The organism is Luteimonas sp. GW821-FHT14E02 (assembly GCF_058803905.1).
The window spans coordinates 474058-491310 of record NZ_JBXAPK010000002.1; the positions used below are offsets into that span (position 1 = coordinate 474058).

Annotated in this window: 17 protein-coding genes; 2 read left to right on the top strand and 15 right to left on the bottom strand. The window is 64.8% G+C overall.

What is annotated here, in order from left to right; translation table 11 throughout:
- The first annotated feature begins 182 nt into the window (after positions 1–182).
- Both AC1RNP_RS05145 and AC1RNP_RS05150 read left to right on the top strand, forming a co-directional pair.
- Positions 183–536 carry a ComEA family DNA-binding protein gene (locus AC1RNP_RS05145; protein WP_493050172.1) on the top strand — a complete coding sequence of 118 codons (354 nt, stop codon included), beginning with the start codon at positions 183–185 and terminating at the stop codon, positions 534–536.
- A 439-nt stretch (positions 537–975) separates the two neighbouring features.
- Complete coding sequence (locus AC1RNP_RS05150; protein ID WP_493050173.1) at positions 976–1590, top strand: HutD/Ves family protein; 615 nt, start codon at positions 976–978, stop codon at positions 1588–1590.
- Between the two features lie 25 nt (positions 1591–1615).
- On the opposite strand, the gene AC1RNP_RS05155 is transcribed toward AC1RNP_RS05150, so the two are convergent.
- The 15 genes from AC1RNP_RS05155 to sufB all read right to left on the bottom strand — a co-directional run bounded on the left by AC1RNP_RS05155 (position 1616) and on the right by sufB (position 17253).
- Positions 1616–3292, bottom strand: a complete 1677-nt coding sequence (locus tag AC1RNP_RS05155; RefSeq protein ID WP_493050174.1) for a sulfite reductase subunit alpha — start codon at positions 3290–3292, stop codon at positions 1616–1618.
- Positions 3289–4263, bottom strand: coding sequence for an FAD:protein FMN transferase (locus tag AC1RNP_RS05160; RefSeq protein WP_493050175.1), 975 nt, complete (start codon positions 4261–4263; stop codon positions 3289–3291). Before AC1RNP_RS05160 ends, AC1RNP_RS05155 begins: the two co-directional genes overlap by 4 nt.
- A 42-nt stretch (positions 4264–4305) precedes the next feature.
- Positions 4306–5124, bottom strand: a complete 819-nt coding sequence (locus AC1RNP_RS05165; RefSeq protein ID WP_493050176.1) for a DUF4198 domain-containing protein — start codon at positions 5122–5124, stop codon at positions 4306–4308.
- A gap of 59 nt (positions 5125–5183) precedes the next feature.
- On the bottom strand, positions 5184–5699 hold the full coding sequence (locus AC1RNP_RS05170; RefSeq protein WP_493050177.1) for a DUF2271 domain-containing protein: 516 nt from the start codon (positions 5697–5699) through the stop codon (positions 5184–5186).
- Positions 5700–5714: 15 nt separating this feature from the next.
- Complete coding sequence (locus tag AC1RNP_RS05175; protein ID WP_493050178.1) at positions 5715–6377, bottom strand: PepSY-associated TM helix domain-containing protein; 663 nt, start codon at positions 6375–6377, stop codon at positions 5715–5717.
- Complete coding sequence (locus AC1RNP_RS05180; protein ID WP_493050179.1) at positions 6374–7060, bottom strand: Fe2+-dependent dioxygenase; 687 nt, start codon at positions 7058–7060, stop codon at positions 6374–6376. The genes AC1RNP_RS05175 and AC1RNP_RS05180 overlap by 4 nt, the downstream gene beginning before the upstream one ends.
- A gap of 58 nt (positions 7061–7118) precedes the next feature.
- Positions 7119–9491, bottom strand: a complete 2373-nt coding sequence (locus AC1RNP_RS05185; protein ID WP_493050180.1) for a TonB-dependent receptor — start codon at positions 9489–9491, stop codon at positions 7119–7121.
- A 133-nt stretch (positions 9492–9624) separates the two neighbouring features.
- Positions 9625–9945 (bottom strand): Rieske (2Fe-2S) protein, encoded by a 321-nt coding sequence (locus AC1RNP_RS05190; RefSeq protein ID WP_493050181.1) that lies wholly within the window; start codon positions 9943–9945, stop codon positions 9625–9627.
- 41 nt (positions 9946–9986) lie between these two features.
- Entirely contained in the window at positions 9987–10514 is a 528-nt protein-coding gene (locus AC1RNP_RS05195; protein ID WP_493050182.1) for a GNAT family N-acetyltransferase, read from the bottom strand.
- A 28-nt stretch (positions 10515–10542) separates the two neighbouring features.
- A complete protein-coding gene (locus AC1RNP_RS05200; RefSeq protein WP_493050183.1) occupies positions 10543–11949 on the bottom strand; it encodes a pyridoxal phosphate-dependent decarboxylase family protein in 1407 nt (468 codons plus the stop codon).
- A 17-nt stretch (positions 11950–11966) separates the two neighbouring features.
- Positions 11967–13247, bottom strand: coding sequence for a cysteine desulfurase (locus AC1RNP_RS05205; RefSeq protein WP_493050184.1), 1281 nt, complete (start codon positions 13245–13247; stop codon positions 11967–11969).
- Complete coding sequence (gene sufD, locus AC1RNP_RS05210) at positions 13244–14524, bottom strand: Fe-S cluster assembly protein SufD (RefSeq protein ID WP_493050185.1); 1281 nt, start codon at positions 14522–14524, stop codon at positions 13244–13246. The genes AC1RNP_RS05205 and sufD overlap by 4 nt, the downstream gene beginning before the upstream one ends.
- On the bottom strand, positions 14524–15288 hold the full coding sequence (sufC, locus tag AC1RNP_RS05215; protein ID WP_493050186.1) for a Fe-S cluster assembly ATPase SufC: 765 nt from the start codon (positions 15286–15288) through the stop codon (positions 14524–14526). Before sufC ends, sufD begins: the two co-directional genes overlap by 1 nt.
- Positions 15289–15373: 85 nt before the next feature.
- The gene (locus AC1RNP_RS05220) at positions 15374–15817 is read right to left on the bottom strand and encodes a lysozyme inhibitor LprI family protein (RefSeq protein WP_493050187.1); all 444 of its coding nucleotides are present in this window, start codon (positions 15815–15817) and stop codon (positions 15374–15376) included.
- A complete protein-coding gene (sufB, locus tag AC1RNP_RS05225) occupies positions 15814–17253 on the bottom strand; it encodes a Fe-S cluster assembly protein SufB (protein ID WP_493050188.1) in 1440 nt (479 codons plus the stop codon). The genes AC1RNP_RS05220 and sufB overlap by 4 nt, the downstream gene beginning before the upstream one ends.

The following is a 17253-nucleotide window of genomic DNA, read 5'->3' on the forward strand; positions in this document are numbered from 1 at the left end:
AAGGGGGATACGCCAATTCTACCGCCGGGGGGTAGGGTTTTTCCTACACGGCGATGCGGCATCCCCCGGCTGTTCCGCAGCCGGTGCGGCGATACGCTGTGCCGATGGAGTCATGGACACTGTCTCCACTGGCGGAGCGAACCGCCAGGGATGGATCCCATACCAAATCAAGGAGCAATGCCATGAAGTTCTTCAAGACCTCGACCCTGAAAAAAGTGTTCACCTCGCTGATGCTGTCGCTGGTGCTGGCCGGAAGCGCGCTGGCCACCGACAAGGTCAACATCAACACCGCCAACGCCACGGAGCTCGATCGCGTTCTGCTGAACGTGGGCCCGACCAAGGCCGAGGCGATCGTCGCCTACCGCAAGCAGAACGGCGCGTTCCGGAGCCCGGAACAGCTGGCGATGGTCAAGGGGATCGGGCTGAAGACCGTGGAGAAGAATCGCGACCGCATCCTCATCGGCGCGTCGTCCGCGGCGCCCCGCACGGCAGCGACGCCGGCCAGGCCTTCGGCCCGCGCGGCGATGCAGCGCTGAGAGCGGAGACGGAAGCAAAGTTTCACGTTGCACGCGCTACGGAAGGCGGGTGCAGGCCAGGCACGCAAGTGCTTGTCATCGGGGCCGGAGTGCGAGCAGGGGCACAAACTTCGGTGCGTCGGGACCGGTTCGAGGGGAGCCGGTCCGGACCATCCCTCCGATCGCTGACGCCATGCCAGGACGAGCAGGGCGGCTAGCGGAAGCGGGAAGCTTCACATGGAATGGCAAGGATTGCCTACAAGGACGTGCCGTCGCCCGAGCCGCGCACAAGGTAGTGTGTGGCCGGGCGACTCTTTTTATGCGGGTCCCTTGATGCGGGGCCCTCCGCAAGAGCCCGTACATCTCATCGCGCCGACGGCGCGGTTCGATGTGTGGGCTTTTTCACTTCGCAAGCATGCTTTCTTGCTCGCGCGCTCCGACCAGCCTCTACACTGTCGCGATGGCAGACGAACAGGCACAGGCGAGCCGGACGCGGGTGATTCCGGCATCCGAATATCGCCGGGAACGCTGGCGCAACGGCTTGGGGTGGACGCGCGAAATCCACGCCCACGTGCCCGCGGGAAGCCGGGATTGGGATTGGCGCCTGTCGATCGCCGAAATCGAGCAGGACGCTCCGTTCTCGGCATTTCCCGATATCGAACGCGAACTCGTTTTGCTCAGTGGAGAAGGACTGCGCCTGCGTTTCGATGACGGCGAATCGCATCTCCTGCAACCGCCGCACGGCCGCCTGCGTTTTGCCGGCGAGCGGGTCGTCACCGGAGAACTCGTCGATGGGCCTACCCAGGATTTCAATCTGATGTGGCGCCGGGATGCGTGCGAAGCGGAGTTGCATCACCGGCCGCTGGTCGGGCCGATGGTCTTCTTCACAGAACCCGGAACGATTTGGGCGCTGTATCTGATCGCCGGCGCGGCTCGGTTCGATGGCGCGCCCGAACTTCCCGAATTGCAGGCCGGCGATACCGTGATGCTTTCGGAGCCGGTTCGCAAGCGCTTCCTGCTCGATGGCGGCGGCGAGCTGCTGGCAATCCGGATCGTATCGCTTCCCTCGTCATAGGGCGCATCGCGCGCCGCAGTGCCGCTCAGTACACGTCGCGACGATAGCGGCCGTCGATCAGCATGCCGTCGACCGCGGCGTCTCCCAGGATTTCGCGCAGCACGGCGTCCACGCCTGGCGCCATGCCTTCGAGACTACCGCAGATGTAGATCGCCGCTCCTTCGGCCGCCCAAACGCGTAGACGATCTGCGCGGTCGCGCAGAAGATGCTGCACGTAACGCTTTTCAACGAGGCTTCCGGTGTTTTTGGTGCTTTCGGCCGGATCGCGCGAGAACGCGAGGTCGAGATGCTCGATGAAGCTCTCCGTTCGCCAGCTTTCGATCTCATCGCGATAGAAATAATCGCGATCGGCATTGCGCTCGCCGAACACCAGCCAGTTGCGCCGCGCGCCCGCGGCGATGCGCGCCTTCAGGTGCGCGCGCAAGCCCGCGATGCCCGTGCCGTTGCCGATCAGAAGCATTGGCCGTTCCTTGGCGGGTGGATGGAAGTTGGGATTGCTGCGAATCCGCAACGCGACCTCGCCGCCTGGCAGTGCGTGATCGCACAGCCATCCGCTGCCAAGTCCTGGCTGACCATCGCCACGCCGCATCCGCCGCACCAGCAGATGCAGACTGCCGTCCTGAGGCAGCGACGCGATGGAGTATTCACGATGCGGTAGCGGGTTCAGAGTTTGCGCCAGCGTCTGCGCGTCCGGAGCCCTGACCTCCGATGCTGTTGGCAGATGCGATCGGGCCAGGATTTCTCCGAGCGAGATCTTTTCTCCATCGCGAATCACTTCGGTATCACCCCGCATTCCCAGCGCGGCAAGGGAAGTGGCAACCGCCGACGGCGCATTGCGCGGACCGATTTCGGCGATGTCGCCGGCTTGCCAGTGCAGCGTGATTCCCGGCGGCGGCCGCAGCTCGATGTGATAGGCGCCGCCACCGACACTTCCGGGATTCGCTTCATGTCGTTCGTGCAGCGTCCAGCGTTCGTAGCTGGCCGGCGCCCAATCCGGTAACTCCGGCGCGTCGGCGAGCAGGCCGAGATGGTGCTGCCAGTGACGCAGCGCGCCAGCATCGCCGTTGTCGACTTCGATCAGGTCGAATGAGGATGTCGCGCCGGCGCGTCGCAGCCATTGCTCGAGTCGATGGCCGAAGCCGCAGAAATTCGCGTACTTTCGATCGCCAAGCGCGAGGATGCCGTAGCGCAGGTTGCTGAGTGCGATTTCCTTATCGAGCACGTCGCGCACGAAGGCGAGGGCGTGATCGGGCGCGTCGCCTTCGCCCGTGGTGCTGACGACGAACAGGGCGCGCTCGTGCGCGCCGAGTGTCGACGCGTCGATGTCGGCAAGTTCACGGAGCCGGACGGCGACTCCCGCCTTTGCCAGCGAGTCGGCGGTGCGTTCGGCGATCTGCTGGGCGAAGCCCGTCTGGCTGGCCCAGGCCACGAGGATGCCGGCATTCGCGCCGGATGCCGCGAGGGCTTGGCGCGCCTTGCGCGAAGCGCTTGACGTCCGCCACCAGAGAGCGCCGCAGAATGTGGCATAAAGCACGATCGCGAAGATTGCGAACGCCCACCGTTCCGCGCGCGGCGATCCGTACCACCAGACATCGTCGTGCAGCGGCAGCAGGGCCGCGATCACGATCAACAACCCAAGCAGCACGACCGCGTTGCCGAACATCTGGCGCGACATCATTTTCGACTTGCGCCGCGAACTCATGCCGCGAGCGGTTGCGGAAAAGCCGGCGTGACACGAACGACGATTCGCCCCTCGGCATGTGCAACGAAGCGTGCCGCCAGGCCATGGCGTGTGGCGAAGTCGACGCCGTCCTGCATGCCCATGACGGTCAATGCGGTCGCCCAGGCATCGGCCTGCATGGCGGTGTCGGCGACGACGGTCACTGAGGCCGGCGCGTGTTCGACCGGTCGTCCGCTACGCGGATCGATCGTGTGCGCGTAGCGGCGTCCGTCCTGTTCGAAGCGATGCCAGCGATCGCCGGAAGTTGCGACTGCTTTGCCGCTCTCCAGGACGAGTACGCAAGGGGCGTCGTCATCCGATTCTTCTTGGGATTCGACCAGGATGTGCCACGCCTTGCCATCCGGCTTGTGGCCGTAACCGCGAAGTTCGCCGCCCACGTCCACCAGCGCCGCTGGGATGCCACGTTCGCACAGACACCCCACGATCGCATCCACGCCATAGCCTTTTGCGATCGCGGAGAGGTCGAGTGAAATGCCACCTGGCTGCAGGGCCGACAAGGTTTCGGCGCGGAGCTCGATGTGCTGCCAGCCGACGCGCGCGCGCGCGTCGGCGATTTCATCTGCTTCCGGAATGCGATGGCCGGTGCCGTCGGCGCCGAATCCCCACAGGCTGACCAGCGGCCCGACGGTGGGGTCGTAGGCGCCACCGCTCGCCCCGGCGATGTCGAACGCGCAACGCAGGACATCGAAGAAGGCTTGCGGCAATACGTGCCAGGTACCGCCAGGGGCGCGGTTGAAACGGCAGATGTCCGAATCCGTTTCCCACGTGCTCATCTGTGCCACCACGACATCCAGCTGAGACTGGACGTCGCGATGCAGAAGATGCAGATCGGCGTTCGTGGACGCTACCGCGTTCACGCGCCAACGCGTGCCCATGGTTTCGCCATAGAGCATGTGCACGGCCTGCGTGGCGATGGAAGGAGCGGAGTCCAACACGGTCGGATAAGACGATTTGCTGCTGAAACAACGGCCGCCTTACTGGGGCAATACTTCCAGCGTCGCGACGTAACCGAGGCGGCGCTGCTTCGCTTGCGGCACCGTCACCTTGTCGTCCTCGCTGCTCGCGTTGAGCCAGTACACGCCGGCTTCCGGCCACTTCACGCTGAACTCGCCGTTGGCGTCGGTGGTGAGCTTGATCTCATCCTGCGCGTTGCGATAGCGCGTGCCGCCGCGAATGATCTCGACCGCGAGGCCGGCGGCCGGCTTGCCGTCGATCTGGAAACGGAACTTCGCTTCCTCACCAGCGAACAGATCGTTGGGGTGTGTGACCGGCACCAGCTCCAGGCCGTCGCCGCTGGGCTTGAGCGCGGTGTCGTTCGGTGAGCCGTTGGTGACGAAGGTTTCCACGCGGCTCAGTGATTGCCCGACTTCCAGCTTCTGTGCATCCTTCGGCACCTCGGTGGCGAGCGCCTGCGGCGTGCCGCGCCAGCGCTTGCGCTGGCCATTCACGTCCCAGCTGGCGATGGCGTAATCGTTGACGACGCCGATCTTGTAGGTGCCGGCCTGCTTGAGCTGTACGTCGAACACGCTGCGGTACTTGCCGGTGGCGCTGTTCTGCGCTTCCACGCGGCTGCCATCTGGCGCGCTGATGACGATGTTGTCCAGGCGCAGCGGCACGTGGTTGAAGTAGAACAGATCGTTGGAGACGGCGGCGTCGACGGTGATCCACGGATCTTCGCCCGCGATCACGGTCTGCGACGGCATCAGCCAGGCCTTGTGTGCGAAGGCAGAGAAGGGCAGCGCGGCGATCGCCAGCGCGAGGGCTGCTGGAGTGAGGAAGGAAAGACGTTTCATGATGTGCTCCGTCGAAGTGGCAACGTGGGGTGCCCGGAAAAGGAAGCCCGGATGGACGATCAAGGCTTGATCGAGAGCGCGATCGCGCCGAGTTCGGTCGTGCCTTGCGCCTTGCCGGTCTGCGGCGATTGCGCGGGCCAGCGGAAGGGAATCTTGAGCAGTTCGCGGCCGCCGACCTCACGTGCGGCTTCCACCACCAGCGTGTAGTCGCCAGGTGCGAGCTGCGCCAGCTGCGGGCTCTTGTTATCGAAATTCAGCGCGTGCTTGCCGGCCGGTCGTGTGGGGCCGGTGACGCCGTCGACCGGCACTTTCAGCGTGCGCCCGCTCTTGCGCCACCATTGCCGCAGGTCGGGCAGCCACTTCGTGCCGTGGCCTTCCTTGGTGTCCTTGCTCATGTACCAGACCGCGAGATTCGCCGCGGTCTTCTGGTCCGCGCCTTCCACCCAGACCGCGACATACGGGCGATGGTATTCGGCGACCTTGAGTTGCGGAATCTCGATGTCGAGATCGAATTCGGCGGAGTAGGCCGGCATGGCCAGCAGGCCGCTCAGAGCGATGGTGAGTTGAACGCGCATGAAGAAGCCTTGCGATTAGTGAATGAAGATCAGTGCCAGCAACAACGGCACCAGCAGTCCGAGCCCGACATAGGGCCAGGTCATGCGGCGCTGCCGCGCATGCAGTTGCAGCAGCCAGAGTCCGGTGACGGTGAAGATCACGCAGGCGATGGCGAAGATGTCGATGAACCAGCCCCAGGCCGGCCCGGCGTTGCGGCCCTTGTGCAGATCGTTGAGATACGAAATCCAGCCGCGATCGGTGCGCTCGTATTCCACGGCGCCGTCCGCGCGCTGGATGCTGAGCCAGGCATCGGCGCCGGGGCTTGGCATGGAGAGATAGACTTCGTCCTCGGACCATTCCGCTTCGCGGCTTCCGATCGAAATCTTCAACCGCTCCCCCAGCCAGTCGCCGACGGTGGGAGGCAAGGGTGCGTTGCCGGCAGCATGCTCATCAGAGCCGCGCTTGCCGAGCGAACCAAGCAATGCCGCCGGCAGCACGAGCTTCTCGTTGACGACCCTCGGACTGCCTTCGATCTTCGCGGCATGGTTGAGAGTAATGCCCGTGATCGCGAACAGCAGCATGCCGATCAGGCATACCGCCGAGCTGATCCAATGCCACTGATGCAGCGTGCGCAGCCAGAAACCGCGCCGCTGTTGCGCGGAGAGGTCGGCGACCGGCGTGCGCGCGGCGTCGCTCACGGCTCCGCCCAGCGCCGCAGCAGGTTGTGGTACACGCCGGTCAGCTGCACCAGCGCCGGATGTTCTGGCACGGCTTGCGTGAGCCGGCGGATCGACACGTCGAGTTCGAACATCATGCGTCGTTGCGCGTCCTCGCGCAGCATGCTCTGGATCCAGAAGAACGAGGCCAGTCGCATGCCGCGCGTGACTGGCAATACCTTGTGCAGGCTGGTGCCGGGATACAGCACGAGATCACCTGCGGCCAGCTTCACGCTTTGCGTGCCAAAAGTGTCCTCGATCACCAGTTCGCCGCCGTCGTACTCTTCCGGTGCACTCAGGAATAGCGTCGCCGACAGGTCGGTGCGGATCGGCTCGGCGCGGCCGCCGCTGCGGTCGTAACGGATCGCATTGTCGATGTGATAACCGAACGACTGCCCGCCGGCGTAGCGATTGAACAGCGGCGGATAGATCCGCTTGGGCAGCGCCGCCGAGAAGAACGTGCTGTTGCGCGAGAGCGCTTCCAGCACCAGTGTTCCCAGTTCGCGTGCCGCCGAGGAGTCTTCCGGCAACTGCGCGTTGTCCTTGGCCTTGGCGGACTGATGGCCGGCGGTGATGCGGCCGTCGGCCCAGTCAGCCTGCGCCAATCGTTCGTGGCAAAGCGCGACCTGTTCGGCGGTGAGGACTTGGGGAATCTGCAACAGCATGGCTTGCTCTCGATGCGGCGCTCGCCGGGGCGGGCGCCGCGTGGCCGGCGTTGGCGGATTAGAACCTGTAACTGGCGCTCAACACCACCTGGCGGCCATCGCCCGGCGTCGCCCAGCCGTTGTTGCGGACGCGGATGTAGTACTCCTTGTCGAACAGGTTGTTGGCGTTGAGCTGCAGGCTCAGGCGATCGTTGACTTCGTAGGCGACCATCGCGCGATGCGTGGTGTAACCCCTGACGTCGCCGCCGTTGGCGCCGCTCGCGTTGTACCACTCGTAGCCGCTCTGATAGGTAATGCCGTAGCCGAAGGTCCAGGCATTCCAGTCGTAGGTGGTCCACGCGCTGCCTGAGCGTTCCGGCGTGCCGCTGATCGCCCTTCCCTTGAGCGGGTCGGCGACGCCTTGCGACTTGTTGTAGTCGGAGATGCCTTGCAGCACTTCGCTGTCGAGCCAGGCGACGTCGGCATACACCGCCCAGGCCTCGGTGATGTGGCCGGCCAGGCCCAGCGTGATGCCGTCCACGCGCGCTTCGCCGTCGAGCTGTTGCTCGCCCAGAGGATTGTCGGGATTGCCGGGGTCTGACACCTTATAGTTTTGGCGTTCGTTGCGGAAGACGGCTGCGGTCAGTGCCAATCCCTCGGATAGTTCCCACTTGGTCCCCAACTCGATGTTGACTGCGGTTTCCGGATCTGAAGAGCAGTTGGCATTGCCTTGCAGGACACCATTGCTCGTAGTTTGAGTCAGAGTGCATGAGCCATTAACCGAAGCCTTTGACGGCGTCTTGCTGTTGGAGTACGACAGATAGATCGTGCCGTTCGCGGTCGGCTTGTAGACCAGGCCGGCGCGATAGGAGAACAGGTCGTCCTCGTTGCGCGCGGGATCGTTCCTGCCGCGCACGCTGCCGATGTTGCTGTTGTCCGGATTCGGATTTTCTGCAGTTGGCGCGGTATAGGTCTTGATGTTCCAGGCGACGCTGTCGCCCTCGTTGTGCTCGTAACGCGCGCCGAGGTTCAGCATCCAGTGTTCGCCGAACTTGAGCGTGTCGAACAGATAGACGGCCTGGTTGTCGAGCGTGCCTTCCGTGCGGCCGGTCAAGGTGGGATTGATGGGGCCGTTGTAGCGCGCGTCGGGATCGGTCAGCGACATCGGCGGCAATGTGGCCGGGCTGCCGTCCGGATTGCGCGTCAGGCTCACAGTGTCCAGATCGAAGTTCTCATGCGAGAACGAGACGCCGGCGACCAGCGCGTGCTCCACCGCGCCGGTGTTGAAGCGCGCGGTCAGATCGGTCTGGCTGATCGCGATCGCATTGCTGGTGTCGCGCGAATGGCCACGCGGACCGCTGGGTCGATAAGTATTCGGCGATGTACAAGTCGCTCCAGTCGCCGGATTGATACCGTTCTCCAGGCACCACGTGCCCTGCGGCGCATCGACGACGGTGAGCTGATCGACCTTCTGGAACCGCGCCAGGCTGCGCAGCGTCGTGTTCTCGGTGAAATCGTGCTCGAACACGCCGGTGAGCATGTCGACGTCGATCTCCTGCTTGTCGAGGTTGCGATAGCCGTAGTAATTCTCCGGATCGACGCCCGGCAACGGTCCGCCGAAGGCGCTGAAGTACGGCACGCCGTACTGCGGAACGTTCTCGTCGTGCTGATGGAGATAGCTCAGCGTGAAGCGCGTGTCGCTGCCCAGGCCGAACGCGATCGACGGCGCGATGCCCCAGCGCTCGAAGTCCTCGAAATCGCGGCCCGGCGCGTCGTTCTGATGCACCATCGCGTTGATGCGGAAGGCGGTGCCGTTGTCGAAATCGGTATTGCTGTCGACGGTGATGCGGCCGTAGCCGTCGGTGCCCGCGCCGCCTTGCAGCAGGGTGAAGTCGCCGCCGCGCGCGGACTTGCTGACCAGATTGATGTTGCCGCCGACCGAACCGGCACCGGAGTACACCGAATTGGCGCCGTTGATCAGCTCCACCGCTTCGATGTTGAACGTATCGGTGCGGCTGTACTGCGCGCTGTCGCGCACGTTGTCGGTGGTGATGTCGCTGCTGGCGTTGAATCCGCGCAGCGTGATGCTGTCGCCGTAGCCGCCGCCGCCTTCGCCCGCGCCGAAGGTGATGCCGGGCAGGGTGGAAAGCACATCGCGCAGCGACAGCAGGCCCTGCTGGTCCATCGCCTGCTTGGTGACGACGGTGACCGACTGCGGCGTGTCGAGCAGCGGCTCGGTGTATTTGGGAGAGGCGACCTTGCGGACCTGGCGACCCTCGACCTCGACCGTATCGAGCTGGGTCGCTTCCTTTTGTTCGGTCCCGGCCGGTGTGGCCGATTCGGTCGCGGCCACAGTGGTGGCGGGAAGCGCATCGGAGGCCGACGCGGGGGAGGCGAGCGCGGTCGCTAGGGCGGCTGCCAGCGGAGCGACAGCCAACGCGGAGATATTCATTACAGGACGATCCCAATCCCGGCCGACGGCCGGCTCGCCTATATATTAATGATAATTATTCTTGATTACAAAGGCGCGGCAGACGCTTGGGCCGGCCTAGAGCCGGCTAATGGGCGTCTTCAACTGGGCAACTTCAACGGTCGTCGCGGGTCCAGACCGCATCGTCCTCGACCTTGACCGGGAACTTGGGAACCGGGGCATAGGCCGGCGCACACAAAGCCCGGCCGTCGCGAACATCGAACTTGGCCCCATGCAGCGCGCACTCGATGGTGGCCTCGTCGGCATCGAACATGCCGGCGGACAGTTCGAAGTCCTCATGGCTGCAGCGGTCTTCCAGCGCGTAGTAGTCGCCGTCGTAGTTGAAGACCAGGATCGGCGTGTCGCCGTCCCAGGCCACGACGGTCTCGCCCGGCAGCAGCTCGGACGTGGCGCAGACACGGATCCAGTCGGACATGAGGGCTTGCTCCTGTTCGAAAACGTTGGCCAGAAGCGAGGCTACAGCGCCTTTTCGAGGACTTCGAAGCGCAGGTCGTCGCGCTTGGCAATGCCGAAACGCGCATCGCCGTGCGGGAAGGGTTTGTAGATGCCGGTGCGACGATAGCCGCGACGCTCGTAGAAGGCGATCAGCTCGTCGCGAATGTCGATCACGGTCATGTGCATGCCGGGCAGGGCCCACTCGTCGCGCGCGATGCGCTCGCACTCGGCCAGCAGCAGCTTGCCGATGCCGCCGTTCTGCAGGCCGGGGACGACCGAGAACATGCCGAAGTAGCCGTGTCCATCTTCCTCGGCGACATGCGCGCAAGCCAGCACCGTGCCCTCGCGCTCGGCCAGCACGACGCGGCTGCGCGGGCGTTCGATGTCGTGCTGCAGGACGACCGGATCGATGCGGTTGCCGTCGAGGAAATCGGCCTCGGTGGTCCAACCGACACGGCTGGCGTCGCCGCGATAGGCGGAGGTGACGAGATCGACGATGGCGGGGATGTCAGCAGCCGTGGCGGCGCGGAATTGCAGGGTGGAAGTCATCTGCGCGGAAGGGACGGCGGGTGCGGGATTATTGCAGTTCGGCGTCGAGGCAGTCACGCAGCGCGGCGAAGCTGCGATCGATGTCGGCGCGGGTGGTGCGCCAGTTGCAGATCGCCGCCCGCAGGATCGCCTGGTCGCCCAGGCGCGATGCCGAGAAGTAGGCGGTGCCTTCGGCATCCAGGCGTCGCTTCAGCGCCGCGAGCTTCGCATCGTCGCCGTCGGCGAGGCCGAAGCAGACGACGTTCAAGCGTACCGGTGCCGCCAGGCGCAAACGCGGCTCGGTGGCGATCAGTTCGCCGAAATAGCGGGCGGCGTCGACATTGCGCTCCACGATCTCGGCATGGCCGTCCCGTCCATAGGCGCGCAGGGTCATCCACAGCGGCAGCGCGCGCCAGCGGCGCGAATTCTCTGGCCCCAGATGCAGATAATTGTTGGTGACGGCACGCGGTGGCGGCAGATAGGGCGAATGGTTCTGGAACACCTGCAACTGCAATGGCAGGTGCGCCGTGAACAGTACCGCGCAGTCGTAGGGCACGTTGAGCCATTTGTGCGCGTCGACCGTGACCGAGTCGGCCGCCTCGATGCCTGCGAGCAGGTGGCGGTGTTGATTCGAAGCCGCCGCGATACCGCCGAAGGCTGCGTCGACGTGCAGCCAGAAGCGATGGCGCTGCTTGAGATGCGCGATCGCGGCAAGGTTGTCATAGTCGACGGTATTCACCGTGCCGGCGCTGGCGCAGACTATGGCAGGCGTGCCGTTCAGTGCATCCAGCGCGGACTCGAGCGCAGACACGTCGAGCGCTTCACGCTGCGGCAGCAACGGCAAGGCATGCAATCCGTTGCGACCCAGGCCGAGCATCGCCAATGCCTTGAGTGTGCTGGAATGCGCGCTGCCGGCGAAGATCGCGGGCGGAGGCAGGCCATGCAGGCCATCGGCGGCGATGTCGTGCCCGAGCTCGTGGCCATACCACTGTCGCGCGATCGCCAGTCCTGTGAAGTTCGCCATTGTCGCGCCGGTGACGCAGATGCCGTTCCAGTGCGCGGGCCAGTCCAGCAGCTGGCGCAGCATGTCGATGGCCTGGGCTTCGATGTATGGCGCGCAGGTGTCGTTGTTGAGTTGCGCGTTCTGGTCGTAAGTGCCGACCAGCCAGTCCGCGGCCAATGCCGCCGGGGTGGCGCCACCGGTGACGAAGCCGAAATAGCGCGATCCCGGACTCGCCGAGAGATGGTGTTCGAATTCGCGGTGGAACTCATTGAGTGCCGCGGCCGCGCCCGGTCCGTTCTCCGGTAGCGTGGTCGCGTCGCCTATGTCGGCTTCGGCAAGTCCCGCGCTGGCGGGACGCTGGTCGAGACCGTGCAGATAGGCCTGCGCGTGACGGAGGGCCTGCGCAAGGATGTCGTCGAAATCTTCCCGATCCCGTGCGAGCGAGGAAGGCATGCAGTGGTCCAGTGTGCTCAGCCGAGCAGCTTGCGCACTTTGTGCAACGCGGCGACGAAGTGTTCCACTTCTTCGTGCGTGTTGTAGAACGCCAGCGAGGCGCGGCAGGTGGCGGCCACGCCGAACCACTGCAGCAGCGGATGCGCGCAATGCTGGCCGGAGCGGATGGCCACGCCTTCCAGATCGAGCAGGGTGGCGAGGTCGTGCGCATGCGCGCCCTCGACCAGGAACGAGACCACGGCGGCCTTGCCCGGCGCGGTACCGAAGATGCGCAGGCCGTCGAATTTCGACAGTTCTTCCATGAGATGCGCCAGCAATGCTTGCTCGCGGGCCTCGACATTGGCCATGCCGAGCGCATCCAGATAATCGACGGCGGCCGCGAGCCCGACGAATCCGGCGATGTTGGGCGTGCCGGCCTCGAACTTGTAGGGCACGTCGTTGTAGACGGTGCCGTCGAAGCTGACTTCCTTGATCATCTCGCCGCCGCCGATGAACGGCGGCATTGCGACCAGATGTTCCTTGCGTGCCCACAGCGCGCCAGTGCCCGTGGGGCCGCACATCTTGTGGCCGGTGAGGGCGTAGAAGTCGCAGCCGATCGCCTTGATGTCGACCGGGCGGTGCGGCACCGCCTGCGAACCGTCGACCAGCGTGACGATGCCGCGGCGCCTTGCCTCGCGGCAGATCTCGCGCACCGGATTCGCCGTGCCGAGCACGTTGCTGACGTGGGCGACGGCGAGCAGCTTCACCTCGGGCGTCATCAGCGTGTGCAGCATGTCGAGGTCGAGCGCGCCTTCGGGCGTGAGTTCGACCACCTTGATGCTGGCGCCGGTGCGCTCGGCGACCAATTGCCACGGCACGATGTTAGCGTGGTGCTCCATGCGCGTGAGCAGGATGGCGTCGCCGGGTTTCAGTCGCGGCAGCGCCCACGAGTATGCGACCAGATTGATCGCGAAGGTGGTGCCGCTGCACAGCACGAGCTCGTCCGTGCGCACGTTGAGGAAGCGGGCGAGCTTCTTGCGCGCACTCTCGTAGGATTCCGTCGCTTCGCTGCCCAGCTGATGCACGGCGCGGCTGACGTTGGCATTGTGGCGACGGTAGAAGTCGTCGACGGCTTCGATCACCGCCGCGGGCTTCTGCCCGGTGTTGGCGGAATCGAAATAGATCAGCGCCTTGCCGTGGACCTGACGCTGCAGCAGTGGGAAGTCCGCGCGGACGCGATCCCAATCGATGGCATGCGCTGCTTCCGTGCCATGCGGCTGGGGAACGGGAGTCGGGCCGACGGATGGTGATTCGTTCATTCGCTCACCAGATCGTGCAAAGCAGCATCGAGACGTGTCTGCAGCGTGTCGCGCAACGCCGGAGATGCGATCACGGCCAGCGGTTCGCGCACGAACGCGGAGGTCAGCAAGCGGCGCGCTTCGTTCGCCGGCAAGCCGCGCGAGCGCAGGTAGAACATCGCCGTCGGGTCCAATTGACCGACCGTAGCGCCGTGCGCCGCTTTCACCTCGTCGGCGTGGATCACCAGCACCGGCTGCGTGTCGATTTCGGCGTTTTCGCTCAGCAGCAGATTCTTGTTGGAAAGATTCGCATCGCTGCCGTCGGCGCCTTCATGGATGGTGATGCCGCCGTGGAACACGGCATGGCCGCGTCCGGCGCCGATACCGCGCCACAGCAGCGAGCAGGCGGTATTGCGGGCCGCGTGCTCGATGGCCAGGCGCGTGTCGAGATGGCGCTTGCCGTCGGCGAGCAGCACGCCGTTGGCGACGAGTCGCGCACCATCGCCTTCAAGGCGGACGTTGAGTTCGTGGCGGGACAGTGCGCCGCCGAGTTCGAGATCGAGGCGGTGGTAGGTGGCTTCGCGCGCGAGTGTCGCGTCGGTGCGCAGGATCGCCGTCGCGCCATCGGCTTCCTGCTGTGCGCGAGCATGGTGCAATGTCGCCCCGGCGCCGAGCCGCAGCATCAATCGCGTATTGGCCAGGTGGCGGTGGGCGCCAGCCTGGAGATGATGCTCGACCAGCGACAGCGTGGCGCCGTCACCGATCACGACGTCGTGGCGCAGGTGCCAGGCCAGGTCGCGTGGCGTAGGCGCGGCGACGAAAACCAGATGCACGGGCGATTCGACCGCGACTCCGGCTTCGATGCGTAGCTGCACGCCGGTTTCAGCCAGGGCGTCGTTGAGTCTGGCGAATACCTCATCGTTGCGTGGCGAGTCGTCCACGTCGCTGGCCGAGGACGGTGTGCCGATGGCCTGCGCGCGCAAGTCGACACCAGCCGGCAGGTGGGAGGTGTCGGAGCGCGCGGCATCGAAGCAGCCATTGATGAAAACCAGGCGCGGCGCGGGAACGTCGGCGAGCAAGGCATCGTCGAAGGCGGGCAAGTCCAGCGACGGCGCGAACGCGCGGCGTTCCAGTGCGCGCAGCGAGGTGTACTTCCAGGCTTCGCTGCGCGGGCTGGGCAGGCCGTCTTGCACGATCGATTCGATCGCGGCTTGGCGATCGGCGTCGCTCGTCGCTGGGCCGCTCGAGGACCGGAGCGTCGCGATGGATTCGCGGAAGGATTGCAGCAACGTGCTCATCACGCAGCCGCCTCGGGCGTAATGCGCTCCTTCACCCAGGCATAGCCGTGCTGTTCCAGTTCAAGCGCCAGTTCGGGCCCGCCGGTTTCGACGATGCGGCCATCGGCGAGCACATGCACGACGTCGGGACGGATGTAATCGAGCAGGCGCTGATAGTGGGTGATGACCAGGAAGGCGCGTTCGGGCGAACGCAGCGCGTTGACGCCTTCGGCGACATGCTTGAGCGCGTCGATGTCGAGGCCGGAGTCGGTTTCGTCGAGGATCGCGAGCTTGGGTTCGAGCACGGCGAGCTGGAAGATCTCGTTGCGCTTCTTCTCGCCGCCGGAGAATCCTTCGTTGACGCCGCGATGCAGCAGCTTGTCGTCCAGGTGCAGGACGGCGAGCTTCTCGCGCACCAGTTTCAGGAACTGCATGGAGTCCAGTTCCGATTCGCCACGCGCCTTGCGCTGCGCATTGAGGGCGCTGCGCAGGAAGTAGGTGTTGTTCACGCCCGGGATTTCCACCGGATACTGGAAGGCGAGGAACACGCCGGCGGCGGCGCGTGCTTCCGGCTCCAGTTCGAGCAGGTCCTGACCGCCGAAGCTGACGCTGCCACTGGTGATCTCGTAGCCATCGCGTCCGGCGAGGATGTTGCCGAGCGTGGACTTGCCGGCGCCGTTCGGCCCCATGATGGCGTGCATTTCGCCCGGTTTCACTTCGAGCGTGACGCCCTTGAGGATGTCCTTGCCGGCGACGCTGGCGTGGAGGTTGTCGATCTTGAGCATGATTCTGTTTCTGCGAAGGCTGTGAAAGTTGACGATCAGTCGTCCGATGGTGGTACAGCGGGATGCGATCGGCTGGTTTCGCCGCTTAGTCCTGTTTCCAGCGGACCGATCCGGCAGACAGGTCGCCTTCCGGCAAGCCGTCGAGCCAGAGATGCAGTTGGCGTGTTCGTTGTCTGGTGAGCTCGGCACGGTAGCCATCGACACTCATCGGATAGGACGACCCCCAAACCTGGGTGCCACGCTCGGATTTTGCGACGGGGAATCTGGCCTCGACCTCGGCGTCGCGCAGTTGGACCCAAAGCCGCTGGGCGGCCTTGAGCTTCTCGAGAAACAACGGATTGTCCTTGTATTCCGAGAGGATCTGCTTGTAGACGCCGTTGAGCTCTTTGTCGGCTCTGGCGAAATCCTCGGCCGCGCATGCGTTCAACTGCAGCTGGCTGCCGTCGGTCTGGCATTGCGTAGTCTCGGCGTCGCCGGCGAGGGCGCTCTGCGACAAGACAAGAAGCACAAGCAGTGACGTGATTTTCATCCGACGGAACCCTCCAGGCTCACTTCCAGCAACTTCTTCGCCTCCACCGCGAACTCCATCGGCAGCTCCTTGAACACCTGCTTGCAGAAGCCGTCGACAATCAGGCTCACCGCGTCCTCTTGCGAGATGCCGCGGCTGCGGCAGTAGAACAGCTGGTCGTCGGAGATCTTCGAGGTGGTGGCTTCGTGCTCGACGGTCGCGCTGGGATGCTTGACCTCGATGTAGGGGAAGGTGTGGGCGCCGCACTGCTTGCCGATCAGCAGCGAATCGCATTGCGTGTAGTTGCGCGCGCCCTCGGCGCTGCGTTCCACCTTCACCAGCCCGCGGTAGGAATTCTGGCCGCGCCCGGCGCTGATGCCCTTGCTGACGATCTTCGACTTGGTGCGCTTGCCGATGTGGACCATCTTGGTGCCGGTATCGGCCTGCTGGCGATGGTGGGTGAGGGCGACGGAATGGAATTCGCCGGTGGAGTCGTCGCCGAGCAGCACGCAGGACGGGTATTTCCAGGTGATCGCCGAGCCGGTTTCGACCTGGGTCCAGGAAATCTTGCTGCGCGCGCCACGGCATTCGCCGCGCTTGGTGACGAAGTTGTAGATGCCGCCGCGGCCTTCCTCGTCGCCCGGATACCAGTTCTGCACGGTGGAATACTTGATCTCGGCATCTTCCAGCGCGACCAGTTCGACCACCGCCGCGTGCAGCTGGTTGTCATCACGCATCGGCGCGGTGCAGCCTTCCAGGTAGGACACGTAGCTCTTGTCCTCGGCGATGATCAGGGTGCGTTCGAACTGCCCGGTGTTCATCGCGTTGATGCGGAAGTACGTGGACAGCTCCATCGGGCAGCGCACGCCCTTGGGGATGTAGACGAAGCTGCCGTCGGAGAACACCGCTGCGTTGAGCGCGGCGAAGTAGTTGTCGTGCGTGGGGACGACGCTGCCGAGATATTGCCTGACCAGGTCCGGATGTTCGCGGATGGCCTCGGACATCGAGCAGAAGATGACGCCGTGCTTGGCAAGATCGGCGCGGAAGGTGGTGCCGACGCTGACCGAGTCGAATACCGCGTCAACGGCGACGCCGGCGAGCTTGGCGCGCTCGTGCAGGGGCACGCCAAGCTTTTCGTAGGTGTCGAGCAGTTCCTGCGGCACTTCGTCGAGCGAGGCGTACTTGGCCTTTGGCGCGGAGTAGTAGCTGATCGTCTGGAAGTCGATCGGTGCGATGTTGAGCTTGGCCCAGTGCGGCATCGGCATGGTCAGCCAATGGCGGTAGGCGGCCACGCGCCATTCGGTCATCCATTCGGGCTCTTGTTTCTTCGCGGACAGGGCGCGCACGACGTCTTCGTCGAGACCGGGCGGGAAGCTGTCGGACTCGATGTCGGTGACGAAGCCGGCGCTGTAGCGGCGCCCGAGCTGTTCAAGGATTTCGGCGTTTTCTACGGACAT

What these genes read in the sequence shown, in the direction of transcription:
- AC1RNP_RS05145 (WP_493050172.1), top strand. Translation starts at nt 183, where the DNA reads ATGAAGTTCTTCAAGACCTCGACCCTGAAAAAAGTGTTCACCTCGCTG.
- AC1RNP_RS05150 (WP_493050173.1), top strand. Translation starts at nt 976, where the DNA reads ATGGCAGACGAACAGGCACAGGCGAGCCGGACGCGGGTGATTCCGGCA.
- AC1RNP_RS05155 (WP_493050174.1), bottom strand. Translation starts at nt 3,292, where the DNA reads ATGAGTTCGCGGCGCAAGTCGAAAATGATGTCGCGCCAGATGTTCGGC.
- AC1RNP_RS05165 (WP_493050176.1), bottom strand. Translation starts at nt 5,124, where the DNA reads ATGAAACGTCTTTCCTTCCTCACTCCAGCAGCCCTCGCGCTGGCGATC.
- AC1RNP_RS05170 (WP_493050177.1), bottom strand. Translation starts at nt 5,699, where the DNA reads ATGCGCGTTCAACTCACCATCGCTCTGAGCGGCCTGCTGGCCATGCCG.
- AC1RNP_RS05180 (WP_493050179.1), bottom strand. Translation starts at nt 7,060, where the DNA reads ATGCTGTTGCAGATTCCCCAAGTCCTCACCGCCGAACAGGTCGCGCTT.
- AC1RNP_RS05185 (WP_493050180.1), bottom strand. Translation starts at nt 9,491, where the DNA reads ATGAATATCTCCGCGTTGGCTGTCGCTCCGCTGGCAGCCGCCCTAGCG.
- AC1RNP_RS05190 (WP_493050181.1), bottom strand. Translation starts at nt 9,945, where the DNA reads ATGTCCGACTGGATCCGTGTCTGCGCCACGTCCGAGCTGCTGCCGGGC.
- AC1RNP_RS05195 (WP_493050182.1), bottom strand. Translation starts at nt 10,514, where the DNA reads ATGACTTCCACCCTGCAATTCCGCGCCGCCACGGCTGCTGACATCCCC.
- AC1RNP_RS05200 (WP_493050183.1), bottom strand. Translation starts at nt 11,949, where the DNA reads ATGCCTTCCTCGCTCGCACGGGATCGGGAAGATTTCGACGACATCCTT.
- AC1RNP_RS05205 (WP_493050184.1), bottom strand. Translation starts at nt 13,247, where the DNA reads ATGAACGAATCACCATCCGTCGGCCCGACTCCCGTTCCCCAGCCGCAT.
- sufD (WP_493050185.1), bottom strand. Translation starts at nt 14,524, where the DNA reads ATGAGCACGTTGCTGCAATCCTTCCGCGAATCCATCGCGACGCTCCGG.
- sufC (WP_493050186.1), bottom strand. Translation starts at nt 15,288, where the DNA reads ATGCTCAAGATCGACAACCTCCACGCCAGCGTCGCCGGCAAGGACATC.
- AC1RNP_RS05220 (WP_493050187.1), bottom strand. Translation starts at nt 15,817, where the DNA reads ATGAAAATCACGTCACTGCTTGTGCTTCTTGTCTTGTCGCAGAGCGCC.
- sufB (WP_493050188.1), bottom strand. Translation starts at nt 17,253, where the DNA reads ATGTCCGTAGAAAACGCCGAAATCCTTGAACAGCTCGGGCGCCGCTAC.